The organism is Micromonospora sp. DT15 (genome assembly GCF_049841475.1).
In the GTDB taxonomy this organism is placed as follows: domain Bacteria; phylum Actinomycetota; class Actinomycetes; order Mycobacteriales; family Micromonosporaceae; genus Micromonospora.
The window spans coordinates 1-24,401 of sequence record NZ_JBNCKJ010000011.1; the positions used below are offsets into that span (position 1 = coordinate 1).

The 24,401-nt window shown below is 70.7% G+C and carries 17 protein-coding genes; 9 read left to right on the plus strand and 8 right to left on the minus strand.

Annotated elements, in window-relative coordinates:
• Positions 1-339: 339 nt before the first annotated feature.
• Positions 340-606, plus strand: a complete 267-nt coding sequence (locus ACLQ3F_RS23200) for a hypothetical protein (protein WP_425851369.1) — start codon at positions 340-342, stop codon at positions 604-606.
• A 26-nt stretch (positions 607-632) separates the two neighbouring features.
• Here the strand turns inward: ACLQ3F_RS23200 and ACLQ3F_RS23205 are convergent, their stop codons facing one another.
• A complete protein-coding gene (locus ACLQ3F_RS23205) occupies positions 633-2,450 on the minus strand; it encodes a VanW family protein (protein WP_425851371.1) in 1,818 nt (605 codons plus the stop codon).
• A 182-nt stretch (positions 2,451-2,632) separates the two neighbouring features.
• Here ACLQ3F_RS23205 and nudC point away from each other — a divergent pair, with 182 nt between their 5' ends.
• The gene (gene nudC / locus ACLQ3F_RS23210) at positions 2,633-3,550 is read left to right on the plus strand and encodes an NAD(+) diphosphatase (protein ID WP_425851373.1); all 918 of its coding nucleotides are present in this window, start codon (positions 2,633-2,635) and stop codon (positions 3,548-3,550) included.
• Here nudC and ACLQ3F_RS23215 read toward each other — a convergent pair.
• Together ACLQ3F_RS23215 and ACLQ3F_RS23220 are read right to left on the minus strand one after the other, a co-directional pair.
• Positions 3,447-4,781 carry a lipopolysaccharide biosynthesis protein gene (locus ACLQ3F_RS23215; protein WP_425851654.1) on the minus strand — a complete coding sequence of 445 codons (1,335 nt, stop codon included), beginning with the start codon at positions 4,779-4,781 and terminating at the stop codon, positions 3,447-3,449. The genes nudC and ACLQ3F_RS23215 overlap by 104 nt on opposite strands.
• A gap of 29 nt (positions 4,782-4,810) precedes the next feature.
• Positions 4,811-9,157: an alpha-(1->3)-arabinofuranosyltransferase gene (locus ACLQ3F_RS23220; protein WP_425851374.1), complete on the minus strand. Its 4,347-nt coding sequence runs from the start codon at positions 9,155-9,157 to the stop codon at positions 4,811-4,813.
• A gap of 167 nt (positions 9,158-9,324) precedes the next feature.
• Between ACLQ3F_RS23220 and ACLQ3F_RS23225 the strand changes: the two genes are divergently transcribed.
• From ACLQ3F_RS23225 to ACLQ3F_RS23235, 3 genes are read left to right on the plus strand one after another with little or no spacing between them, the layout of a single operon-like run.
• Positions 9,325-11,202 carry a hypothetical protein gene (locus ACLQ3F_RS23225; protein ID WP_425851656.1) on the plus strand — a complete coding sequence of 626 codons (1,878 nt, stop codon included), beginning with the start codon at positions 9,325-9,327 and terminating at the stop codon, positions 11,200-11,202.
• The gene (locus ACLQ3F_RS23230) at positions 11,203-12,912 is read left to right on the plus strand and encodes a hypothetical protein (protein ID WP_425851376.1); all 1,710 of its coding nucleotides are present in this window, start codon (positions 11,203-11,205) and stop codon (positions 12,910-12,912) included.
• A 35-nt stretch (positions 12,913-12,947) separates the two neighbouring features.
• On the plus strand, positions 12,948-13,142 hold the full coding sequence (locus ACLQ3F_RS23235) for a hypothetical protein (RefSeq protein ID WP_124858362.1): 195 nt from the start codon (positions 12,948-12,950) through the stop codon (positions 13,140-13,142).
• On the opposite strand, the gene ACLQ3F_RS23240 is transcribed toward ACLQ3F_RS23235, so the two are convergent.
• Both ACLQ3F_RS23240 and ACLQ3F_RS23245 read right to left on the minus strand, forming a co-directional pair.
• Positions 13,127-14,305: a glycosyltransferase family 4 protein gene (locus ACLQ3F_RS23240; RefSeq protein WP_357204052.1), complete on the minus strand. Its 1,179-nt coding sequence runs from the start codon at positions 14,303-14,305 to the stop codon at positions 13,127-13,129. The two genes, ACLQ3F_RS23235 and ACLQ3F_RS23240, sit on opposite strands and share 16 nt — an antisense overlap.
• Before the next feature lie 116 nt (positions 14,306-14,421).
• On the minus strand, positions 14,422-15,678 hold the full coding sequence (locus ACLQ3F_RS23245) for an acyltransferase family protein (RefSeq protein ID WP_425851377.1): 1,257 nt from the start codon (positions 15,676-15,678) through the stop codon (positions 14,422-14,424).
• Between the two features lie 111 nt (positions 15,679-15,789).
• On the opposite strand from ACLQ3F_RS23245, the gene ACLQ3F_RS23250 reads away from it, so the two are divergent.
• The gene (locus ACLQ3F_RS23250; protein WP_425851379.1) at positions 15,790-16,995 is read left to right on the plus strand and encodes a DUF3068 domain-containing protein; all 1,206 of its coding nucleotides are present in this window, start codon (positions 15,790-15,792) and stop codon (positions 16,993-16,995) included.
• 76 nt (positions 16,996-17,071) lie between these two features.
• Here ACLQ3F_RS23250 and ACLQ3F_RS23255 read toward each other — a convergent pair whose 3' ends face one another.
• Positions 17,072-17,809, minus strand: coding sequence for a class I SAM-dependent methyltransferase (locus tag ACLQ3F_RS23255; RefSeq protein ID WP_425851380.1), 738 nt, complete (start codon positions 17,807-17,809; stop codon positions 17,072-17,074).
• Positions 17,810-18,209: 400 nt separating this feature from the next.
• Here ACLQ3F_RS23255 and ACLQ3F_RS23260 point away from each other — a divergent pair, with 400 nt between their 5' ends.
• Together ACLQ3F_RS23260 and ACLQ3F_RS23265 are read left to right on the plus strand one after the other, a co-directional pair.
• Positions 18,210-18,824, plus strand: coding sequence for a DUF6230 family protein (locus tag ACLQ3F_RS23260; protein ID WP_425851382.1), 615 nt, complete (start codon positions 18,210-18,212; stop codon positions 18,822-18,824).
• A gap of 74 nt (positions 18,825-18,898) precedes the next feature.
• Positions 18,899-20,443, plus strand: coding sequence for a DUF6114 domain-containing protein (locus ACLQ3F_RS23265; protein ID WP_425851383.1), 1,545 nt, complete (start codon positions 18,899-18,901; stop codon positions 20,441-20,443).
• 71 nt (positions 20,444-20,514) lie between these two features.
• Here the strand turns inward: ACLQ3F_RS23265 and ACLQ3F_RS23270 are convergent, their stop codons facing one another.
• Positions 20,515-22,185, minus strand: coding sequence for a DUF885 domain-containing protein (locus tag ACLQ3F_RS23270; protein WP_357206101.1), 1,671 nt, complete (start codon positions 22,183-22,185; stop codon positions 20,515-20,517).
• Between the two features lie 131 nt (positions 22,186-22,316).
• On the opposite strand from ACLQ3F_RS23270, the gene ACLQ3F_RS23275 reads away from it, so the two are divergent.
• Complete coding sequence (locus ACLQ3F_RS23275) at positions 22,317-23,297, plus strand: DMT family transporter (protein ID WP_425851385.1); 981 nt, start codon at positions 22,317-22,319, stop codon at positions 23,295-23,297.
• A gap of 29 nt (positions 23,298-23,326) precedes the next feature.
• On the opposite strand, the gene ACLQ3F_RS23280 is transcribed toward ACLQ3F_RS23275, so the two are convergent.
• Entirely contained in the window at positions 23,327-24,400 is a 1,074-nt protein-coding gene (locus ACLQ3F_RS23280; RefSeq protein WP_425851386.1) for a PHP domain-containing protein, read from the minus strand.
• Between the last annotated feature and the right edge of the window lies 1 nt (position 24,401).

Here is a 24,401-nt window from a genome sequence, read left to right on the forward strand (position 1 = left end):
AGCTAAGCCCTCCAGCGCCGATGGTACTGCACTCGTGAGGGTGTGGGAGAGTAGGACGCCGCCGGACAATCTTCCAGAGAAGCCCACCCCAATTCGGGGTGGGCTTCTCTGCGTCTCCCCCCTTTTCCGGGGGTCATCAGGGTCCCTGAACCCGGAGACCCGTCACGGTCACGCTCGATCCTGGTTGTAGTGGTTTCGCGGTGTGTGGAGACCACTACAACCAGGATGTTGCACGATCTTGCGGGTGGGGGGGTCAGGTCAGGGGACAGAGGGCAAGGGCCGACGTCCGGGGGTTTGTGGTTCGGCGCTGGGCCTGGCGCCCAGGGCTAGGCTCGGCCTGTGGATGAGGTCCTGATAGTTGTGGTGTTTGTGGGCTGCCTGGCGGCGGTCCTGGGCACCCTCTGGTGGCTCGCGTCCCGGGTTCGTCGCCGCGGTATCGGTGGCGAGGTCATGGGTCCGTTCGAGGAGATGTGGCACCCCGCGGCACACCGGTTCCGGGCCGAGATCCGGGTGCAGGAGAGTCGCGCTGTACCGATGCCACCACAGGGTGGCAAGCGCAATGAGCACGGCGACAACGCCGCCGAGCTGACCCCGGACCTGAGCTGACCCCGGACTCCAGCCGGACCCGGGCTTCAGGACGTCTTCGGACCGCAGACGTAGCGGGGCTCCGCGTCGTAGCGCCAGGTGAACTTCTCCCGCTTGACCACCGCGCCGCCCTTCTTGATGACCCGGAAGGCGTCCTGGGTGAAGCCGTTGATGCCGTTGGTCTCGATGCACGAGGGGCCGGGAGTCAGGTGGATCTGCTTCGGTGTGGTGATGTTGCGGCGCGGCCCGTACTCGGTCTTCACGCTGTCGTAGATCTTCGTGCTCCAGATCGAGACGGTGATCGTGCTCGACGTGTATGACGTGTCGATGAGCACGCCGTACTCGGTGTTGTTGCGGAACTTGAAGTCCAGATTCGGCCAGAAGATTGTCGACTCGATGACCGCCGGGTACCTGTCGAACCAGTACGAGTGCGGCTTGTGCTCGACGTCCTCCAGGCCCGCGTAGTAGGTGGCGTTGAACAGCGTGGTGGTGAACTGCGAGGTGCCGCCGCCGACGCCCGGCACCAGCTTGCCGTCGAGGATGACGGGTGCGTCCCGGTAGCCCTGGGCGTAGCCGCGTTCGCCGGTGTGCCCGTTGAGCGAGAACGTCTTCCCCGGCAGTACGACAGTGCCGTCCACCTTCCTCGCGATGGTCGCGATGTTCTGGCTGCGCGACGAGGCCATGCCGCCGGTGAACCGGGTGGTGAAGGTCGACACCCGCTCCTTGATGCCCAGCCCGGCGAGCTTCTCCCCGGTGAGTTGCGGCGGCGTCGGCTTCAACTCGCCGGTCACCTCGCGGCCGTCCGCCTTCGGCAGCACGGCCAGCAGGTCTCGACCGAGGGCTGCCGTGTCCAGCTGCTGCCCGGCTTTCCCCTCCTTGGCGGTCGGCCGGCCACCGGAGATCGTCATCGTGGCGTCCTTCGGCGGCACCTCGATGGCGGTCAGCTTGTCGCCGAGCGCCGCCCGCAGCCGTTTGACGTCCACCGAGGGGGTGAGCTTGCCGGTCTTGTCGGCACCGAACCGGAGGCTCTTCGCGATGGCGGCGGGCGGGATCGTCACCTGGCCCTTGTTCGTCCGCAGGGTGACCGGTGCGGCGACCGCCGGCTTCGCCAGCTCGCTGACCATCCGGTCCAACTCCTCGGCGGTGGTCGCCGGGTGGGTTTCCACAAGGGGAACGGTGACCGGGGCGCCGGCCAACCAGCCGGTGCGGACCACCTCGGCGGAACGCTCCGGGTTCAGAGCCAGCCCGGGCTTGGGCTGGACGACCTTCGGCGTGGTGCCCTGATAGGTGATCGCCGGCATCGTCATGCCCTGGGCCTGGTCGCCGAGCACCTTACGGAGGGCGTCGTCCAACCGGTCCACGTCGACGGTCACCACGGGCTCGACGGTGCGGGAGCCGACCAACCGGCTGACCGGGTGCGCGTCGGCCTCGGCGGCTGCCGCGACGGTCGCCGGCACGTCGACGGTCAGCCCCACGTCGGCGGGGTTGATCTCGGCGGTGCGCCCGTCGACGGTGACCTTCAGCGGTGTGGCCAGCGTTGCCGCCCGCCGGTCCAGCTCCGCCCGCAACTCCCGGTCGGCGTCCGCGCGGCTCCGGCCGCCCAGTTCGGTGCCGAGCACGCTGGTGCCACGGGGAACATCACCGGCGTACGCCCAGGCGCCGGCACCCGCCACGGCGGCGAGGACGCCACCGGTGATGCCCGCGGCGAGCAGCATGCGCACCCGACGCGGCCGGCGCGGGCTGCCGTCCGGCTCGCCGGGGGCGGCTGTGGTGACCGGCTCAGGTCCGTCCGGCCAGGTGACCGCGGTGACCTGCACGGTGGGCCGGTCGTCGGCGGGTGGACTGTTTTCGCCGTACAGCGTCACTGCAACCTCGATCGCCAGGGTGCCGCGGGAGGTCCTCCCTCCCGGAGCCACCTACGGTAACGAATGCCCGGCCGTCCTCGTCGGCTGCGCCCAGCCGGCGCTGCTACCGCGTGTCGGTCGGCGTGTCGCATCGGCCCGGGGGCGGTGCCGACGGCCGATCATCGACGTGGCACGGTGACCGGGTGGGCACTGCGGAGCGGGTGTTGGCGTACGGGGGCGGATCGCTGGACCGGGCGGGACCGTTGCGCACCGATCCGACGAGGTTGGGCGCACTGCTCACCGGCTCGACCGCCATGTTGTTGCCGATGTGGCGGGACCGTTGTCTCGTCGACGGGCATGGGCCGGTCCGGCTCAGCACGGAACGCGCGGCACTGGTCCGGTCCGCCGCCGGCGAGACCGTCTTCCTGGGGCTCGACGAGGAGGCCGCCGTGTTCGCAGCGGACCTCTCGGCGCTGCCCGAGCAGTCCGCCGTCGAGATGGCCGGTGCGGTGCGCTCCGTCGACGTGCGGGCACTGGTCGGGCGACTCGAACCCGGCGAGGCGGCCGTCCTGGCGTACGCCAGGGGGTTGTTGCACTGGCACCGGCAGCAGCGATTCTGCGGGACGTGCGGCGCGCCGGCCGTCGCCGGCGGTGGCGGGCACCTGCGGACCTGCACCGGCACGGAGTGCGGACGTCTGCTGTTCCCCCGGATCGAGCCGGCCATCATCGTGTTGGTCGAGGCACCCGGTCGGTCGGGGCGCTGTCTGCTGGCCCGGCACGCGGGCGGGGCCGAGGACGCGTACTCGACGCTGGCCGGCTTCGTCGAGATCGGCGAGAGCCTGGAGGACGCGGTCCGTCGGGAGATGGGCGAGGAGGCGGGCGTGACCGTCACCGACGTGACCTACCAGGGGTCACAGGCGTGGCCGTTCCCCGCCGGCCTGATGGTGGGCTTCCGGGCCACCGCCACCTCCGACGAGGTACGCGTGGACGGCGAGGAGTTGCTGGAGGCGCGCTGGTTCACCCGGGCGGAGCTGCGGGACCGGGTGGCCTCGGGTCGCCCGCTCGGTCGGGTGGACTCGATCGACCACCGACTGCTGACGGACTGGCTGGCGGAAGGCTAGTCGGGTCGGCCGCCGGAACCGGGACGCGCCGACGGGCCGTCACCGCCATCAGCGCGGTGGTGCCGATGGCCGTGCCCAGGGCTGCGACGAGGAGACCGGGGACGGTGTGGGGCCGGAGGGTCGCGGTGACGGCCACCAGGCCGGCCACGCCCAGCCACAGCGGTGCCGCCGCCCAGCGCGCGCCGGCCGCGAGGCGGTCGTTGAGCAGCACGAACGTCACCGCGTAGAGCGCACCGACCGCGGCGAAGAGGGGCGCGTACCGGCCCAGGTGGTCGTAGCCGGGCCCACCGGCGAGACGGAAGGCGAGCCCCCCGGCGAGCGTCGAGGCGAGAACGAGCACCACGCCGCACCCGCCTGTCACCGCGAGGGCGACAGTTCGGCTGCGCCGGTCACCGCGAGCCAGCCTCGGTAGGGCGAGGACGGCGGCTACCTGCGGTGCCCAGAGCGCGCCCTTGCTCAGGACGGTGCCGACCGAGTACGCCCCGGAATCCGACGGGGGCAGCAGTTGCCGGGACAGCAGCAGGTCGGCGTAGGAGACGACGAGCATCGCCAGTGTCGCACCGCAGCCGGCAACGACCTGAGCGACGGTCAGCCGTGGGGCGGTGGACGACCGTTGCGGCTCGCGGGCGAGTCGGGCCAGCACCGCAGGGGTGAGGGCGGCGGTCAACGCGCCGACCGCCAGCGCGCCGGTCGGGCCCGTGCCGAGCAGCAACCCGGCGATCACGCCGCCGTAGCGGCCGGCGGCGAGCACCGCCATCCCGATGGCGAGTCGTACGAAGCGTTGGCTTCCCTGCAACTCTCCGAGGGAGCGCGAGGAGAGCACGATCGCCGCGGTGGTGACCGCCAGCAGCGCGGGCATCTCGACCGGGAGATCCAGGGCGACGACCAGCAGGGGCGTCGCCGCGACGAGGGTTCCCGCGCACACTGCGGCGGTGACCGCGGTGAGCCGCCGAGTGTCGGATGCGCCGTGCCGGGCGCGGTGCACGGCGACGGCCAGTTGCAGGCCGAGCCCGGGCACACCGACGATGGCCACCAGACCGAGGGCGGCGGCGAGCACGCTGAGGTCGGCCGGGTCCAGCCGCCGGGCGGCCAGGACCGGCACCAGGTAGGCCAGGCCGTTGACCAGCACCCCGGCCAGGGTGATGCTGATCCCTGCGGCGCCCAGACCGTTGTTCCGTCGGCCCGGATCCTCCGCCTCCGCCGTCCGCTCCGTCTCCGCCGTCCGCTCCATTGCCGTCGGACGGACGGGTCGCCGAGGGCTCACGTGACCTCCGAGAAGGTCGGAAGCTGCCCGTCGGCCGGCCCCGCCGGGTCCGGCTTGGCCAGGTCCGGGTTTGGCTCCTCCCCGACCAGCGCAGTCGCCGCAACGGCCGAGGTCACGGCGGTCGGCCTGGCCCGGCGTACGGGCCGCCGTCGGGCGGTGGTGGAGAGCCAGAGAGCGCCCAGGGCGACGACGATCATGAGTTGCAGCAGGGCGTCGGTGTTGCGTTGCGTCGAATTGAGATAGAGCCACCCGGCGAGCAGGACGAGCACGCCGGGGAGCCACGTCTCGACGGCCCGGCTGATCGTCCTGGCCCGACGTGGGTCGGCTGGCCAGGGCAGGCGGCGTGGGCCGGGTACCGCCAGCATGAACCCCGCCGCGACCAGCAGTCCGCCGATGAAACCGCTCCACAACACCAGCGCGGCGGCACCGACGGCCAACAACGGCAGGGATCGGGTGACCCGACGACGGCCCCGCGGTACGGCGGTCGACGACGTGCGCCCGGTGGGCTGCCGGGCGGGCAGCACCGCGAGGAGGACCACCACCGCCAGCAGGATGCCGCCGAGCAGAAGGCCCGCCCGGTACGTCGTGTCCGGGGCGAAGCGGAGTACCACCTCCCCGGAGGTGCCAGCGGGAAGGATCCAGCCCTGCTGCCATCCGTCCACCACCAGCGGCTTCAGCGTCCGCCCGCCGATGGTCGCCTCCCAGCCGGTGTTGGTGTTCTCCCGCACGGCGAGTACGCGGTCGACGGGGTGATCGACCACCCGTACCCGTCGTTCGGTGGCTCCCCAGGAGCCCACCTCGATGGTGCCGGCGGCCGCCGCCGGGGTCGGCGTGGGCGTCCGCGGCACCAGGGCGACCCGAGTCGGCGAGGCGAGCTTGCTCGGTGTGGTCACGAGGCGATGCTCCCCGCGGCCCAGGTCAAGCTGTCGGGGCGTGGCCCGCCCGCACGGCGTCACCGGCATCTCGCGCAGTTCCAGCAGGTCGCGGAGTGTGCCGCGGAGCGTGGTGGTCACCCGGGACGCGCCGATCTGCAGCGTCGGGCCCGACCCGCAGGCCAGCGTCAGGGGTGCGTCGAGGCGCGGTTTGACGATGGTCGCTCCGGGCAGCACGGTCACCTCGCCGACCGCGACGGGCAGCTTCTCCGGCAACCGCAGCTTGTACGGGTCCGTGCTCGTGGCGGACGGCTTGTCGAGGAACTGGATGGTGATTTCGTCGGTCCGCATCGGCGGGTCCAGGCGAAGGAACCCGTCGTCGCCGAGCAAGCTGCTTCGGAAACCGTCGTCGCCGACCACCCGCACACTGCCGAGGCGGGTGGCGGCTGCGCCGTCGGCGACGGAGAACCTGAGCCCGGTGATGGTCTGCGGCTTGAGCCACGTGAGGCGCAGGATCGGTGCCTCGTCGCTGACCGCCGGTGACCAACTGGTGGTCGGGTCCCCGTCGAGCGCCGCGCCGGCCCGACCGGTCGGGTCGGCAACGGCCGTTGAGGAGGCGCTGACCTGCGCGGCGAGGCGCAGCGGCTGTGCGTCGGCCACCAGCTTGTCGAGAGTGTTGTCCAGGTCCGGGCCGGCCGTCGGCCGCGCCCACAGCTTGGCGTCATACGCGCCGGCGGCGGGCAGGGTGAGGGTCCGGTCGATGGTGGAGGCGTCCTCGGAACCGCGGACGGCGTCGGTGGAGCAGCGAGGGTGGCCGTCGACGGAGAAGCAGGCCGGTGTGGTGGGCGCCGCCGCCACGACGACGGTCGCCGGCCGGTCGGTGGCCGGTGCGGCGGGAAGGACGAGGGTCCGGCTGGTCTGGATGCCGGGAATCTTGATCTCGGCGATGCCGACCGACCTGTTGCCGAGCGAGCGGAGGTCGTACGCGTCGTCGATCGTGATCTGGACCGCGCGGGTGGCGTGGACGCCGGGTAGTTCGAAGACCATGTGATCGCTGAACTGTTCGATGGTGCGGCTCTCGTACCCGGCGGTGACGGTCACCTTCGTGGGCAGGGCGTCGGCTTTCACGTCGAACCAGACCTCGACCCGGGTGACCCGTGTCGGGTTGGCGAGGCCTACCTCGACCCACTGGCGGTCGCTGGGCGAGTACGGCGCGGACTGCCAGGAGGTTTCGGGATTGCCGTCCATCGCCGCGTACGGCTGGTGCTCGGGGCGGGCGCCGCCGGGGGAGTCCACCTGCGAGCGGGCGGTCGACGCGCGGATCGCGCTGATGCCCTCGAAACGAGCGACGGTGGACTGCTGCGCTCCCCACTCGGGCAGGTAGTCGTGGGCGGGTGCCGTCACCTCGAAGGTGTCGTCGGCGGTGAGGGTCTGTGAGGCGTTGTCGCGCGCTCGGCCGAATGACACGTCCCGCCTGCGCAGCCCGTCGGTCATCGCGACCGGACCGGCGACGCCGGCAGCCGCCGCATCGCCCGCCAGGACCGTTGGCGCCGCGCCGAGCTGCCCTGCCGCGGCGAGGTCGAGGAGCGATTCGGGGCCGCCCACCACGGTGGTCACGGCGTCACTGTCGTATGCGACGACCGGCTCGACTTGCCGGTCGACCCGGTAGACCTCCAACGCCCGGACCGGCACGTCGAGCCCCTGGTCGCGGAACTCGTCCGGGGACGAGGGCCCGCCGCGCAGGGGGCCGAAGGAGGTGACGCGGGTCAACCCGGGTGAGCGCTCCAGCGCCTGCCGGACCACTGCCGGGCGGGCCGTGTCGGAGCGGCCGTGGTCAAGGTCGGCGCGGAACAGGACGTGGCTGATCCCGGACCGGGCGAGCAGGTCGGCCAGCCCGGTCGAGCCGGAGCCGGTGGCGAGTGTCGACTCGATCGCGTCCAGCAGCCGGATCGTGGTCGGTGGGGTGAAGGGGATGGCGTTTCGTACCGCCCACCTGCTGTTCAGCAGCGGCTGGGCGATCTCATCGGTGGTGTTGCCCCAGTCGTACGAGGGGAAGCGCGCCCCGGGTACGACGAGCACCCGCCCGCGCCCGGTGTTCGCGTCGAGCCAGTCGGTGGCCTCATGCCAGTAGCCGGGCACCGCCTTGACGCCGGTTGGCGTGGCGAGACCGCCGGCAAGCGCGGGCGTGGCAACCGCCGTGACGGCGACCATGGCCACCCCGGCCGTGAGCCAGGCGCGCGCGACCGTTCGTGGGCGATGCTGCTCGGGCGCGGTGCGTGCCGCGCGGACGGCCAGGCCGATCAGGTGCGCCATGCCCAGGGCCAGGGGCAGGCGGAGCAGGACGTCGAACTTGTGCACGTTGCGCAGGGGTGCGCCGACGCCGTCGAGGAACTCCCGCTGCGGCCCGGCGAGGATGTTCGGCAGGTCACCGACGTGCCCGAGACCGACGAGCGCGACGCCGAGCACCAGACCGGTGATGAGGAACCGGCGGTGCGGCATCCCCCGTCGGGACAGCCCGAGCACACCGAGGGCGGCGACCACCAGGGTGGCGGCGACCAGTAGCGCCTCGTTGGCGAGTCGTGCGCCGGCCGGAAGGATCGACCCGAACGGGGAGGCCAGGTAGGCGAGCCAGTAGGAGGCGCCGCGGAGCGTCGTCACCGCGTCGGTGACGCTGGTCGTGTTCCGGGCGGTCTCGATGTAGTCCAGGAAGGGTGGGCTGTACCGCCCCAGAACGAGCAGCGGAATCAACCACCACGCCGTGGCCAGCGCCACCGCGCCACACCAGGCGGCGATGGCGGTGACGCGGCGGCGTACGGGTTGGAGGGTGGCGAGCCAGAGCAGGGCGAGTGGCACTACCGCGGCCACGGCTGTGGCGTTGACTCCACCGGCGCAGGCGACGGCGACGGCCGACCCGGCGACGGCGCGCCGCAGGGGGGTGCCGCGGGCGAGGCCCACCAGCGGGATGAGTACCCAGGGGGCGATGGCGCTGGGCCAGGACTCCACCGAGGCGTAGCCGAGCTGGGTGAGGATGCGGGGTGACAGCGCGAAGGCGACACCGGCGATCATGCGTCCGGCGGGCGTGCCGATGCCGAGCCTGCCCGCCAGCCGTACCACTCCCAGGTAGGCGACACAGAAGATCAGCGCCCACCACAGCCGCTGGACCACCCACGGCGCGAGGCCGAGTTCCGATCCGAGCAGGAAGAACGGGCCCATCGGCCAGAGATATCCGTATGCCTGGTTCTGTAGCTGACCGAACGTGCCGGTGGGGTCCCAGAGGTGCAGCGAGCGGAGCAGCCAGCCGGCCGGGTTGACGCTCAGGTCGACCTTGGTGTCGGGAACGACCTGACCCGGGGCCTGCTGGAATGCGAGGGCGGTCAGCGCGATGCAGATGACCAGGTGCCGGAACCGTCGGGCCGTGTGCCGGCTTCGACTGGACCCCGGGGCAGCGCCACTGGTCACCTCTGCACGCATTTCGGCTCCTGTCTTCACCGGCCGGACGCGCACCTGCAGCCGACGACTGTCGCGCGACGTTATCCGGACCGGGCACGGACGGGCGACCAGGGGCGCTGCGGTGGCGTTATCGGGAGAACGGCCGTCCCCACGGCGTGTAAGCGTGTGGCAGGCTGCCGACCATGTCAATGCCAGAAGCTGAGGCCGAGACGCGTCCGGAACGCGTCGCGTCCGATGGCGACCGGCCGGGGCCGGTCGGCCGATGGTTCCGCGCCGACCGCGTCCGCGCGGTAGCGATCGCCCTCATCGTCGTGTCCGTCGCGTGGCGCGCCGGCCTTGCCACCCGTGGCTGGTTCTCGCAGGACGAGTTCGTCATCGCTGCCCAGGTCCTCGACACCCGGTTGGACGCGGACTTCCTCCTGCGTACCTTCAACAACCACCTCATGCCCGGCGGCCTGCTGGTGGCGTGGGCGATGGTGCGGGTGGCGGGCTTTGTCACCTGGCCCTGGGTGGTGCTGCTGGCGGTCGGCCAGGCGGCGATCGGGTTCGCCGTCTACCGGTTGCTGCGCCATCTTCTCCGGCCGGGCTGGGGGCTGCTCATCCCGCTGTGCCTGTTCGTGTTCAGCCCGCTGACGCTCGAGGTTTCCTCGCTGTGGCTGGTCGGGCTGCTCGTGATGCCGATGCAGTTGGCCCTGGTCATGGCAGCGACGGCCCAGGTCTGGTACGTGCGGACCGGCCGGCTGCGGCACCTCGTGGCGGTCGTCCTGTGGGTGGTGTTCGGCCTTCTCTTCGACACCAAGTCCCTGCTGATCGTGCCGCTGCTGTTCCTGCTGACCGTCTTCCTCTTCACGTCGGGCGGCGCCTGGCGCAGCCTGGTGACGACGGTCCGCCGACACTGGCCGGCGTGGCTGGTGCTCGGTGCGCTCTCGGGGGCGTACCTGGCGTTCTATCTGACCCGTCCCGCCCGCGAGTTGGACGAGCCCACATCCGTCGGTCAGGTCCTCAAATTCCTCGGTGATCTGGTCGGCGAAACCGTCGTTCCGGGTCTGCTCGGCGGCCCCTGGCGTTGGGCGTACGCCGGAGACGGTCCTCCGGCCGTGAACCCGTACGACATCGCCAAGTGGCTGTCCTGGGCGGTGCTGGGGGCTCTCATCGTGGTCACCGCGCGGCGGCGCCCGTCGGCCCGGCGGGCCTGGCTGCTGCTCGCGTGCTACCTCGGGCTGGTCGCCGCGCTCTTCGCCGTGACCCGCCTCGGTGGGCCGCTCGGCTCGTTCGTGGGCATCATTCCCCGGTACGTCGCCGACGTGGTGCTGGTCGCCGCGATCTGTGTCGGCGCGGCCCTGTTGGGGACGAAGGACGCCGATGAGGAGGACGTGTCCGCGTGGCCGGTGCCGACCGTTCTGCGGGAGCCGGGTGCCTTTGCGGTCGGCCTGGTCTCGATAATCGTCGTCCTGGCCACCATCGGGGTGGGCACGCTGTGGAGCACGGCCCGTTTCGGGGACAACTGGAGCACCAAGTACGGACGGGACTACCTCGCGACGACGCAGATCGAGCTTGCCGCCGCGGCGCCGGGCACCGTTTTCCTGGAAACCACCGTCCCGGACCGCGTCATCGCCGGCTACTTCTGGCCGGACAATCTCCAGTCGCACTTCTTCCGCCCGGCCGAGCGTCGACCCACCTTCGTGGAGGAGGCCGAGAAACCGTTCATGTTCGACGACTTCGGCCGGATTCGTCCGGTCGTGGTTCAGGGGCGGAAGGTCGTGCCCGGCACGGTGCCCGACTGTGGGCACCTGGCGGAGGGTGGTCAGCCCGCCCGGATCCCGTTGGACGGGTACCTGGAGGAGTGGCCGTACGCGATCCATTTCGGCTATGTCAGTTCGGGCGACTCGACGGCAATCTTCCGTCTCGGGGACAGCGTCCGGGTGATCACCCTGAAGCGGGGGCTGAACGACGTGTTCTTCCTGCTGGAGGGGGCTGGGGACGCCGTCGAGGTCACCGTGAGCACCTCGGGGGTCAGGGTGTGCACCCAACTGATCACCGTCGGCCGCGCGGTGCCGGCACCGTGAATGGTTGAGCAGACCACCGGCGTCGGGGCCCCACCGGTGCGGCGGGTGCGGGACGCGCTGCCGCTGTACGCCGTTGCGGCGGCTGTCACGGTGCTGGTGCTGGCCCCGCTCGCGGCACCCGGCTACGCGCTGCTGTACGACATGGTGTTCGTACCCCGGCAGCCGTTGACTTGGGATCTCGTCGCCCCGGCGCAGACTCTGCCCCGGGCGGTGCCGATGGACGCACTGATGTCCCTGGTCACCCAGCTCGTGCCCGGCTGGGCGGTGCAGCGGGTGGCGCTCGGTGGGGCGGTTCTCCTGGCCGCGGTCGGCGCCGGCCGTCTGGTGCCGACCGAACGGCTCGCGGTCCGGTTGCTCGCCGCGGTGGCGTACGCGTGGACGCCCTACCTTGCCGAGCGGCTGCTGATCGGACAGTGGGGGCTGCTGCTCGCGTACGCCGCGCTGCCCTGGTTGGTCCGGGCGGCGCTGGACCTGCGAGCGGGTCGTGACGGCGCGCTCGCTCGGGTGGTGCTCGCCGCCGCTCCCGCCGCGATCACCCCGACCGGCGGGTTGATCGCGTTGGGCACGGTGGTCCTGCTGGTGTGGGACCGGACGCGCCTTCGCCGGTCGGCGCTCGTGGTGGGCGGCATCGCGTTACTCAACGCCCCCTGGGTGACCGCGGCCCTGGTCACCGGCGCCGGCGGGTCATCCGATCCGGCGGGGGTGGCGGCGTTCGCGGCGCGTTCGGAGAACTGGGCCGGTCCGCTGGTGGCGCTCGCGGGTACGGGTGGCGTCTGGAGCGCACAGGCGACCCCCTCCAGTCGCGCGGCACCGCTGGTGCCGCTGGCGACCCTGCTCCTGCTGATCCTGGCCGGTGTCGGTGCCGGCCTGCTGCGGCGTCGGCTGCCCCCGGGTGCGGCGGTGCGGCTGGCGGTGCTCGCTGGGATCGCCTGCCTTCTCGCTGCCCTCGGGGTGCTCCCCGGCGGGGCCGCCGCGTTGCGCTGGGCGGTGGTGCATCTGCCGGGTGCGGGGCTGCTTCGAGACGGCCAGAAGTTCCTGGCCCCGTACGCCCTGCTGCTGGTGGTGTGTGCCGCGTTGGGAGCCGAGCGGCTGGTGGCCAGGATCGACCGGGAGGTGGCGGGGGTGGTTCTGGTCGGCCTGCTGCTCCTGCCGGTGGCCGTCATGCCGGACCTCGCCTTCGGCGGTGCCGGCCGGCTTCGTCCGGTGAGCTATCCGGCGGACTGGCAGGTGGTCGCCGAGCGGGTGGCCGGCGAGCCGGGGGAGATCCTCGCGCTGCCGCTGTCCGCCTACCGGGCCTACCCGTGGAACCCGGGACGTGTCGTCCTGGATCCGTTGCCGCGCTATCTGCCGGGGACGGTGCTGACCGACGACACACTGCGGGTCGGCGATGTCGCGGTGGCCGGGGAGAATCCACGGCTCCGCGAGGTGCGCCGGGTGTTGGCCGAAGGGCGGCCCGTCTCGGCCACCGGCGTGCGCTGGGTGGTGGTGCATCACCAACTGCCCAGCGAGGTCGACCCTGCGACCCTTCGTGATCTCGAAGCCGTTCACGAGGGACCGTCTCTCACCCTCTACCGAAATCCCGCTGCTCCTCCGGAATCGAACCCCCCTGGACGAGGTGCGTGGGCAGTCGTGATGGCGCTCGGCGCTGCCCTTCTGGTGGTCATGGCTGCCGCCATTTCGGCACTACACCGGCGCCCTACTGCGTGGTAACGTCCGCTCGCACGTCTCGCCATTGGAGGATTGGCATGCGTAGAGCTCTGACCCTGGTCGTCTCCGGCATGGTGGCGGCGTTGCTGGGGATCCTGGCCCTCGGCGGGCTCTCGGCCGCCGCGACCGCCACCGACAAAGAGGCGGCCAACGAGGCCAAGAGTGTTTCGGAAGCGGCCAAGCGTGCCGGAAAGAAGGACCCGTACGCCCCCGTGGTCTACGGCGACAGGTAGGACGGCTCGCCCCGCTGCTGCACTGGGCGGGGCGACTCCACACCGTCCAGCAGGTCCGCGAAGTGCCTACCCGCGGCCTGCCAGGTGAAGCTCGCCGCGTGCTCCCGGGCCTGCGCCCCCATCTCCCGCCGCATTTCGTCCTCGTGCAGAAGTGTGCGCACCTTCGCCAGGTAATCGTCGATGTCATCGGCCAGCAGGCCGGTACGCCCGTCCACGACAGCTTCGGCGACCCCGCCCGCTTCCCGGAACGCGACCGTTGGCGTGCCCGCGGAACCCGCCTCGACAATCGTCAGGCCCCAGCCCTCCTTGAGTGACGGGGTCAGGGCGACCCAGGCCGAGGCGAGCAGAGCGGCTTTTTCCTCCTCCGTCACGAAGCCCCGGAAATCCACCCGCTCGGTGATGTCCAGCTCCGCGGCGAGCTCGCGCAGGTGCGACTCCCACCAGCCCTGGCCGGCGACGACCAGCCGCAGCTGAGGCAACTCGTCGGCGAGGGCCGCGACCGCCCGCAACGCCACCTCGACCCGCTTGTGTGGCACCAGCCGATTCAGCGTCACGAGCAGCGGGAACGGCGCCCGCTCGGCGTCGGTGCGGGGCAGCGCCGGGGTGCCGTTGTGCACCACGGCGACCTGCTCCGGCGGTACTCCCAGCACGGCCAGTTCTCTACGGGTGGCCTCGGAGACGGTGACGTATCGGCACCGCCGGTAGACGCGCACGGCGAGCGACGACTCGACCCACCAGCCGAACCGGGCGGCCCACTGCGGAAGGACCACCGGCCACTGCTCGCGATGCACGTGGTGGATCAGCTTGACCACCGGGCGCCGTGTCCACAGCGGGGAGAGGAACGGCAACCCGTTGCAGACGTCGACCAGGATGTCGGGCCGGCCGCCCCGGCGGCTCGACATTGGGCCCACGCCCACTGCGCCGGCCAGGTAGCAGAGCGCCGCCCAGAGGTAGACGGTGTGTCTGCCGCCGCGCCGCACCAGCCGAACGCCTGCCTCGTTGACCTCGTCGCCGGGTGCCTCACTGTGGGCGGCGCAGAAGAGGGTGGCGCGGAAACCGCGCGACACCAACTCGGCGGCGATCCGTTCCACGTACACCTCGGAACCGCCACCCTCGGGGTTACGGGTGTCTCGCCAGTTGAGGAACAGCACGTGTCCGGGCATGCCGAAGCGACGCTCCACGCGAACCCTACTCTCAAGTAATTTAGGGACGCGCGTCACACTAGGGGCTGGGATGCCGGCCGGCAATGCCCCTATGGGGCAGCGCTGATCGACTGGCGCTACGCGTTGACCGTGGGTGCCGGCGTGACCGTCGGCGCCGCGACTGCCGGTGCGGCCACGTCGACGGCGGGTGTGCCGGACGCCTGCCCGCGCCTGGCCGGTCGCTTTCGACGCTGCGATCCGAGCACCTGCAGGGGCCGCTCGACGCCGTAGTAGCTGACGGTGGCGTACACCAGACCGAAGACCATGGTGAGCGCGAAGGTGTTGAACAGCCCGCCGGTGAAGAGCGGTCGGTCGTCGATCAGGTAGATCAATTCGATGACCAGCGGGTGCCAGAGGAACAGTCCGTACGAGACGGTGCCGAGCCATCGGGCGGACTCGGCGCCGAAGACCTCCTTGACCCGCGTCCGCCCACCGAAGGCCACCGGGATCAGGATCAGTGTCGCGATCGCGAGGTAGAGGGCCAGCTTGACGGCGAACTCGGAGGCTGTCGGGCCGGCGAGGTCGCGGGGGCCGGCGATGGGCGTCGTCGCGATCGCCATCAGGCCGACCGCCGCTGCCCAGCAGGCGATCGGTGCGGAGGCAAGGTCGTCCAGTACGCGGAAGGCGACGGGCGCGGTCCCGGTGCGCAGGGCGACGTGCGCCGCCGCCAGGGCCATCCCTGCGCTGAACCAGGCGGCGTACGAGGGGAGCCACATGGTGTGCAGGCCGTTGCTGAGCCAGCCGAACCCCAAGAGGGCGAGCCATCCCGCAGTAATCAACAAACCCCCGCAGACGATCACGACGGTTCGGACGGGACGCCATGACCGACCAACAGCGAGCACGGCTACCAGCGGCAGGATCAGATAGAACGCGACCTCGGTGGCGAGGCTCCAGGTCTGGGTGAGCCCGGAGCGCAACTGGCCCGGCCCGTAGATCTGGGTGAAGGTGAGGTGGCGAATCCAGTCACCAGCGGACGCCGGCTGATTCTGCGGCAGGACGATCAGGCAGACCAGCACCGCCAGCCAGTAGGCCGGCAGGATTCGTAGGGCCCGCCGCCAGAGGTACCGCCCGGCGCGCGGTCGGGCCTGTCCCGTTGCGGCGCTCAGTGCCCACGGTCGGAACAGCAGGAATCCGGAGAGCACGAAGAAGATGGCAACGCCGACGTCGAGCCGGGCCAGCCATCCGCCCCACGTGGTGTTCATGGTGGCGGCGGTCTGAAACCCGACGTGGTGACCGACGACCGCCACAGCGCCAATTGCTCGCAGCGCGTCGAGGGCGGGGAGTCGGTCGGTTACCGAAGTCTGCGGAACTGTTGGCGCGGCGGCTGTGGACATCTGGACATCCAGGGGGTCGCTTTGAAGGTGACCGGGGAGTAACCTCCCGCCATGTTAAGGATCGGGTGCCCCGGACAACAGGTCGTAGGGCGGCAGGCTACAGGAGGATGAGTGAAGCTTCGCGTGGGCGCCGCGCTCTTCGGGCTCGGTGTTTTGTTGCTGGTCTTCGCGGCTGGGCTGCCGTTCTACGTGGCCCCCTCCGTGACCAAGCTCCCTTATGATCTTGAACCAACGACGTCCGTCGCGGAGGCGAAGAACGCCAAGTTCCTGAAGATCACTCGTGTCGGCGAGTCGGTGAGCATCGAGGTCCTGCAAGGTGACCTCGTCTCCAGCGTCGAGGTCATTCCTCAGCCGGACGACACGAGGGACCGGCTGCCCGAGGACCTCAAGGGCGACGCGGTGATCTGGGACGTCTACCAGACGGTCAGGCGTTCCGACACCTCGGATGTGGTCAGCCAGTACAGCACCGAGCTGGCCCTCGACCGGATCTCCGGCGCGGCCGCCCCGTGGAAGGAGCAGTGGCTCAACGAGAGCGGCGCGGAGCAGACTCCGGTCGGCAACGTGAGTTACTCCGGCCAGATCTACAAGTTCCCGTTCGGCACGGACAAGCGGGACTACCAGGTTTTCGACCGTGACCTGAAGCGGACCGCCCCGGCGAAGTTCGTCGGCACGGAAAAGGTCAAGGGCATCGAGGCGTACCGCTTCGAGCAGCGAATCGAGAACGAGGGGCTGAACACCCCGGAGGCGAGCCTCAAGCCGCTGCTCGGCAGGTTCGCCCCCGGCGCCACCAGCGGTCAGATCGTCTACAGCAACATCCGTACGCTCTGGATCGACCCCGTGACGGGCTCCTACGTGAACGTCCGGGAGCAGCAGAAGAAGGAGTTGCGCCCCGACACCGGCGCCGCCACGGTGCTACTGGACGCGGACTTCAACTACAACGACGACACTGTCACTCGCAGTGTCGAGACGGTCAAGGACAACCGCTTCAAGATCGGCCTGATCAGTTTCTGGGGTCCGATCGCCGCCGGTGTCCTTGGTCTGATCGCCCTCGTCGTCGGCGTATGGCTGGTGACGCGGACCAACGACGGTGCCGCCCGGCACCGCGCCGAACCGGCTGTGGCACCCGGCGCCGACCCGACTCGGACCCGGGTGGACCAAGAACCGGTACGCGACGCGGAGACCGCCGAGCAGCCCAGGACCGAGCCCGCAGGCGGTCCGCTGACCGACGAGATCCCGCCGGCGTCCACGAACTGGAAGTCCGAGGACCCGACGGTGCCGACCCAGCGCCCGGCGCACGGCGAGGTGGAGCAGCGCTGACGGGTACGACAGGAAGCACGACCGGGGGGTGGGCCGCGATGCGGTCCACCCCTCAGTCGTGGAGCGGCACCTGCCTCTAATGCCCTGCGCGGCGCACGGCGTACCGCGTGCAGACCCAGTCCTCGCTGTACAGCAGATCGCGCCACTGCCCGACGATGTCCCCGCCGTGTGCGGCCATGAGTCGCACCATGTCGGTGTGCGGGACGACCGTCATCTTCATCGGCGCCGGATAGTTGAGCAGGTGGCACTGTGCCCAGCTGATCAGGCGGGACGGCGCCAGATGCCAGACGATGCCCCTGGCCGTACGCCCCCGCTCGGTTGGCAACCCGACGACGGCGGTGCCGCCTGGCCGCAACACGCGCAGGAACTCGGCCAAATAGTGATCGATCGCGGGGCGCGGCAGATGTTGCAACACCAGGGCGCTGTAGACCAGGTCGAAGTGACCATCGGGAAACTGGCTCAGGTCCGGTGCGTCGTTGAGGACGAACCGGATGTTCTCGGCGCTGTTCAGTCGCCGGGCGGCCTCCAGCATGGTCGGAGCGATGTCCACACCGACGACCTCGTCCGCGTGTGGGGCGAGTGCCTGCGACAGTCGCCCGACGCCGCAGCCGAAGTCGAGCACCCGCTCCCAGCGGGTGGGCAGACCGAGTTGGCGAAGTTGGCCGGTCGTCTCCTCGACGTCGGTGCGGCCGGTGGCCAGGAACTCCCCGACGTCCCACCGTCCGCCGCGTTTGCCGGGCTCAACGAGTACGGCCCAGAGTGGATCTTCAGCTCCGAGCTTGGTCCAGTGGCGTCGCACGTCGTTCAGATGCACGCCGAAACCCTAGGACCTCGGGCCGTTCGGTGGGGTCCTGCTGTTTCCGGGATCGCCTGGATGTTCGGACGAGAGGACGAGCCGAACGGCTTTCCGCGACCTGCGTACTTTACATCCGTTACCTAATTGTAATTCGTCGATGCCCTGCCACTCTCCGCTGTCGGGGAGCAGGGTTTTGCCGTATTTGTCATATGGAGAGGCTTCTATCCACACGGGTAATTCCACGATTCGTGACGTCGAGCTGCTGTTGGGTCGCCCTCGTGTTACCGCCGGATGGTCAGGGGGTTGTGAGCCGCGCCGCAACGGGTGCACGATCAGGCTCGATCGTTACCCGCCGGTAACACATGACGGGCCCGGTGCGAGGCCGCCAGTCCGGGACCGGCCACCTGAGGAGGAACCCGTGCAGGATCGGTTTGAGGATCAGGGTCGTACCCGGTGGCGGCGGTTCGCCGCCATGGCGGTCCCCGCCACCGCCGCCGTCGGCGCCATCCTGTTCGGCATGTCGACCGGCGCCATCGCGTCCGACGTCACCGTGTCCGGACAGACGTTCAAGATCGGCGCGGCCCGTCTCGAGGGCGACGGCTTCAAGCAGTACGGCGGCGTCGTCCGCGAAAAGGGTGAGAACGGCAAGACCCACCCGATCGCCGTCGCCGAGATCAACAGCGCAGAGCTCTACAACCTCTGCCAGTCCGTCCGCTCCGACCTGCCCGGCCTGCCGGTGGTGCTCACCATCAACGCCGGTGAGGGCAAGGAGCCTGCCCGGGCCAAGGACCTGCTGATCGCCATGGACTCGCTCGACGGCAACGCGACGTTCACCAACATCAAGATTGGCCGGGACGCGACGGACCTGAACGCGACGGCGCAGAAGGGTTCGTTCGGCCAGAATTCCGACCACGTCACCATCACGAACCTGCAGCAGGTGTCCCGCTACACCACGGCGGCCACCTTCAACCTGGTCGGCCTCCGGTTGAAGGTCAACGTGGGCGATGACGCCAAGGGCAAGGAGTGCTTCTGAGGTGACTGGGTCCGCGCTGGCCGACCACCGCGGGCCCCGGCCCTGTCCCCGTCCCGCTCCGCCAGGAGGAGTACGTGACAACCGCGAACGCGTCCCACGCCCGGCCCGGCGGTATGGCCCAGGCGTGGCATACCTTCCGCCGCTGGCAGCGGAGCCGACCGTTCTGGGGTGGTCTCTTCATCGCCCTGGCTGGGGTGGCGATGTTCGCCTCCACCAGGATGACGATCAACGGCCTGAGCTTCCACAGCGGAGCCACCGGTCTGCTCTCGCTCCTGATCCCGGTCATCCTGGTGACCTGCGCCCTGCTGCTCTGGTTGAGCCCGGCGCAGCGGCTGTTCTACTCGGTCGTCGCGGCGGTCACATCGGTCTACTCGCTGATCGGACTCAACCTCGGCGGCTTCTTCGTCGGTCTGCTGCTCGGCATCGTCGGCAGCGCGCTCGCCTTCGCCTGGACCCCGATCCGACCCGCGCCAACCGCTGCTGAACTGTCCGACACCGAACTGCCCGTCGCCGAACGGGTCGATGCGGATCAGGCGGAGGCGGATCAGCACGGCACGGATCAGGCGGACGCGGATCAGCCCCACGCCGAGCAGCGCAGAGTCGAACGGCTCGACACGGAGCGGATCGGAGTCGTGCAGGCCGACGCGGCCGGCGAACCGGTGGACCGCCCGGCGGGCGACGCGACCGACGCGGGCGCACCCCCCGAGTGGCCGGGACGTTCTGCTGATCCTCGGGTGTTCGGAGTCGCACTGCTGGTGCTGGGCCTCGCCGCGACCGGCCTGGCCACCCAGCCCAGAGCGGTGCAGGCCGCACCGACCCGACCCGCCGCGACCGCCTGCCCGACCCCGTCCCGGTCCGGCGCGCCGTCGCCCAGCGCCACCACTCCCATCACGAGGACGCCGACCCCGACACCGAGCGCCAGCCCGGAGCGGGACGGCAACATCATCACCGACATCCTGGACGAGATCGGGGACCTGCTCACCGGTGGACGCAACGAGAAGACCGCGACGCCGTCGGCCACCCCGACCGCCAGCCCGTCGGCGAAGCCGACAGTCAGGCCGACGGCCCGTCCCGGGTCCACGGCCTGCCCGTCACCGAACCCGGGCGGGTCAGAAAAGCCCGGGGCCACGACACCCGACAAGCCAGACAAAGCGGAGCCGGGCAAGCCGCTGCCCCGCATCGCGGCCGACCCGAATCTGCCAATGGTGGGCCAGATGCCGTCCAAGCTCACCGGCTCCAAGGTCACCATGACCGGGCTGCGCTTCGACGGGACCACCGAACTGCGGACCGAGAAGGGCAGCCTCAAGGTGCTGAAGTTCAGCATGCGGGAGGCGGTGACCGACGACTTCCTGCTGGTCGCCGACGGCCCCGACGGGCGCACCCAGCGATACAAGACCGACCGGCTGACCGTCCGCGGTGACGTGGCCTTCTACTCCACCCGGTTCGTCGGCAAGCTGCTCGGCATCAAGCTCACCTTGACCCCGGACCTGCCGTTGCCGGACGGAATCCCGGTGACCCTGCCGATCTCGATCACGTTCACCGACCCGGTGATGGATCTGGCGTACGTCACCAGTGACACGCTGACCGCCCGGCCGTCGTTGGCACTGGCCCTCGGCTGAACGGCACCCGCTCCGATGGCTCCCGGTGCTGGCGGTAAGACGAGCCGCCAGCACCGGGAGCCATCAGCGACTCAGAGCCGGGCCAGCGCCCGGCGCAGCGGGTCGAGACCCAGGGCACCCAGGTCCAACGCCTGCCGGTGGAACTCCCGCAGGTCGAAATCGGCGCCCTTGCGGGCCTTGGCGTCCTCGCGGGCCTGGAGCCAGATCCGCTCACCCACCTTGTACGACGGCGCCTGCCCCGGCCAACCCAGGTAGCGGTTCAGCTCGAAGCGCAGGTTCTCGTCCGGAACCCGGCAGTGCGCCCGCATGAACTCCCAGCCCAGCTCGGGCGTCCACCGCTCGCCCGGGTGGAAACCGAACGGATTGTCCTTCGGGATCTCCAGCTCCAGGTGCATGCCGATGTCCACGATGACCCGTGCCGCACGCATCGCCTGGCCGTCGAGCATGCCCAGCTTGTCGCCCGGATCCTCCAGGTAGCCCAACTCGTCCATCAGCCGCTCCGAGTAGAGCGCCCAGCCCTCACCGTGCCCGGAGACCCAGCAGAGCAGCCGCTGCCAACGGTTGAGCAGGTCGGCCCGGACGGCGGTCTGCGCCACCTGGAGATGGTGACCCGGCACGCCCTCGTGGTAGACCGTCGTCACCTCTCGCCAGGTGGAGAAGTCGCTGATGCCCTGCGGCACCGCCCACCACATCCGACCCGGGCGGGAGAAGTCCTCGCTCGGGCCGGTGTAGTAGATGGCACCGTCGCTGGTCGGGGCGAGGCAGCACTCGATGCGGCGGACCTGCTCGGGGATGTCGAAGTGGGTGCCGTGCAGCTCGCTGATCGCCTTGTCGGCCAGCGCCTGCATCCAGTCCCGGAATGCCTCCTTGCCCTGGATGGTCCGGGCCGGGTCGGCGTCCAACGTGGTCACGGCCTCGTCGACGGTGGCACCGGAGCCGGCGATGCGCCCCGCCACGACCCGCATCTCCGCCTCCAGGCGGGCCAGCTCGGCGAAGCCCCAGGCGTACGTCTCGTCCAGGTCGACCTTGGCGCCGAGAAAGTACTGCGAGGCGAGCTCGTAGCGCTCCCGACCGGCGGCCTGCTTGTCCCGCCCGTGCGGGGCCATCTCGGTACGCAGGAACTGGCCGAACTCGGCGGTCGCGGCGGTCGCCGCCGCCGCACCCCGGCGCAGTTCCGCCCCGAGCGTGCCCTCCGCCCCGAGCCGCTCGACCAGCCCGTGGAAGAAGTTGTCACCGGTCGGGTCGACCCAGATGTCGCACTGCTTGGCCACCTCGACCAACTGCACCTTCGAGCTGACCTCACCGGCGGCGAGCGCCTCGCGCAGCGTGGTCTTGTAGCCCTCCAGCGCGGCACCGAAGCCGTTGAGCCGGGCGGCGATGTTGGCCTTCTCGTCGCTGGTCGCGGTGGGCATCAGGTCGAACACCATGCGGATCTCGTGCAGCCCGCTGGTGATCACGCTGACCTCGCTGGTCACCTCACCGGCGTCGTACCGGGCAAGGTCCAGGCCGAGCCGCTCCTGCATGGCCTCCTTGGCGGTCCGTTCCGATTCGTTTTCCGGCTCGGTCACCTCCAGCTCGGCCAGGGTCCGGCGGGTGAGGTCCGCGCGCGCACCGTAGCCGTCGGGCGAGAGGTCGTCGAGCTGGTCGTCATGGCCGGCGATGCCGACGAAGGTCGCGCCGGTGGGGCTCAACGGCGCCCACTCGGCCACGTAGCGGTTGGCGAGTTCATCAATTCGTCCCACGCTGCGACCCTACGTGACCACTCCACCCCCCGTGTCGCCGACGTTTGTCGTGTTGGAGCTGCGGGTTCAGGCACGGCGTGACTGCCGAAAGGCGCGCGACTTTGTCGTACGGTTGCGGCAGAGTGTCAGGGGTGAACACCGATACCACTCCTGACAAAGCGCCGGCCCGCGCCTGGCTGCCCGGCTTTGTCGCCCTCGCCGCGATCTGGGGTTCCAGCTTTCTTTTCATCAAGGTCGGGGTGGCCGAGCTGCACCCGGTCCAACTCACCCTCTACCGGGTCGTCGCCGGCGCGTTGACCCTGCTGGTGGTCCTCGCCGTGCTGCGCGACCGGCTGCCGCGCGAGCCCCGGGTCTGGGCGCACCTGACCGTCGTCGCCGCCTTCGGCGTGGCCGTGCCGTTCACCCTCTTCGGCTACGGCGAGCAGCGGGTCGAGTCGATGCTGGCCGGCATCTGGAACGCCACCACGCCGTTGATCGTGCTGCCGCTTGCGGTGCTGGTCTTCCGCACCGAGCGGCTCACAGCGCGCCGTGCGGTCGGGCTCGGGTTGGGCTTCGTCGGGGTGCTGGTGGTGCTCGGGGTCTGGGAGGGCATCGGCGGAGCGCACTTCACGGGGCAGCTGATGTGCTTCGGTGCGGCGGCCTGCTACGGCGTGGCCATCCCGTACCAGAAGCGGTTCGTCGCCGACAGCGCGTACTCAGGCTTGTCGCTCTCCACCGCGCAACTGCTGCTCGCGGCCGCGCAGCTGGCCATCGTCGCCCCCTTCGTCGCCGGCCTGCCGCCGCTGCCCACGGAGCTGTCCGCGGGGGTGGTGGCAAGTGTGCTGACCCTCGGCGCACTCGGCACCGGGCTCGCGTTCGTGATCAACATGCGCAACATCCGGCTGGCCGGCGCGAGCACCGCGTCCACTGTCACGTACCTGGTCCCGATCTTCGCGGTGCTGATCGGTGCGCTGGCGCTCGACGAACGACTCAACTGGCACCAGCCGGTCGGCGCGCTGATCGTGCTGCTCGGGGTCGCTGTCTCGCAGGGGATGTTCAGTCGACGCCGGAGCAGCCCGGTCGTCGGCGTCGGCGCTCCCGCCACACCCGCCGCCGAACCCGTCCGGAGCTGACAGAGCGCAGTTTCGATCAGCGCCGGGGGTCAGGTGCGGGTGTGCGTCCAGGCCACCAGTTGCTCCGCCGACCATGTGTTGATCACGCGGTCGGCGGGGACGCCGCAGAGGGCGGCGCGTTCACAGCCGAACCGTTGCCAGTCGAGTTGGCCGGGCGCGTGCGCGTCGGTGTTGATGGCGAACCGGCAGCCGGCCTCCAGAGCCCGACGGATCAGGCGCTTCGGCGGGTCCTGCCGCTCCGGCCGAGAGTTGATCTCGACGGCGGTGTCGTGCTCGGCGCAGGCGGCGAAGACGGCCTCCGCGTCGAAGTCGCTCTCCGCTCTGGTCCGCGCGCGGTGCCCCCGATCGCCCGGACCGGTCACGCCGGCCGGGCGGGACGACACCATCCGGCCGGTGACGTGCCCGAGGATGTCCAGGTGCGGATTGGCGACCGCCTTCAGCATGCGCCGGGTCATCTTCGACCGCTCGTCCTTCAGGCCGCTGTGCACCGACCCGACCACCACGTCGAGCCGCGCCAACAGGTCGTCGTCCTGATCCAGGGAACCGTCGGCGAGGATGTCCACCTCGATCCCGGTGAGGATCCGGAATCCCTCGGGCAGCGCCGCGTTCACCTGCGCCACATGGTCGAGCTGCCGGCGCAGCCGCTCCGCGGTCAGCCCTCGGGCCACCGTCAGCCGGGGCGAGTGGTCGGTCAGCACCAGGTACTCGTGGCCCAACTCCACAGCGGCCAACGCCATCTCCTCGATGGGTGAGCCGCCGTCGGACCAGTCCGAGTGGGTGTGACAGTCGCCGCGCAGGGCGGCGCGGAGCGCCGTGGCCTCGGCGTCCAGGTCGCTGCCCTCGGTCGCCACCAGACGGCGGAGGTAGACCGGTTCCTCACCGGCCAGGGACTCCGCCACGCAACGGGCCGTGACGTCACCGACCCCGGCCAGTTCGGTGAGCGTGCCGTTGCCGACCCGTTCGGTCAGCTCGGCCGCAGGCAGGCCGGCCAGCGCCTTCGCCGCCGACCGGAACGCGCGCACCCGGTAGGTGGCCTCGTTCGCCCGTTCCAACAGGAAGGCGATCCGGCGCAGGTCGGCGATGGGATCTCTCGCGCGAGCCATG

Coding starts and splice junctions, on each gene's coding strand:
- ACLQ3F_RS23220 (WP_425851374.1), bottom strand. CDS start 9,157: ATGCGTGCAGAGGTGACCAGTGGCGCTGCCCCGGGGTCCAGTCGAAGC.
- ACLQ3F_RS23235 (WP_124858362.1), top strand. CDS start 12,948: ATGCGTAGAGCTCTGACCCTGGTCGTCTCCGGCATGGTGGCGGCGTTG.
- ACLQ3F_RS23225 (WP_425851656.1), top strand. CDS start 9,325: ATGCCAGAAGCTGAGGCCGAGACGCGTCCGGAACGCGTCGCGTCCGAT.
- ACLQ3F_RS23280 (WP_425851386.1), bottom strand. CDS start 24,400: ATGGCTCGCGCGAGAGATCCCATCGCCGACCTGCGCCGGATCGCCTTC.
- ACLQ3F_RS23245 (WP_425851377.1), bottom strand. CDS start 15,678: ATGTCCACAGCCGCCGCGCCAACAGTTCCGCAGACTTCGGTAACCGAC.
- ACLQ3F_RS23215 (WP_425851654.1), bottom strand. CDS start 4,781: ATGGAGCGGACGGCGGAGACGGAGCGGACGGCGGAGGCGGAGGATCCG.
- ACLQ3F_RS23240 (WP_357204052.1), bottom strand. CDS start 14,305: ATGCCCGGACACGTGCTGTTCCTCAACTGGCGAGACACCCGTAACCCC.
- ACLQ3F_RS23230 (WP_425851376.1), top strand. CDS start 11,203: ATGGTTGAGCAGACCACCGGCGTCGGGGCCCCACCGGTGCGGCGGGTG.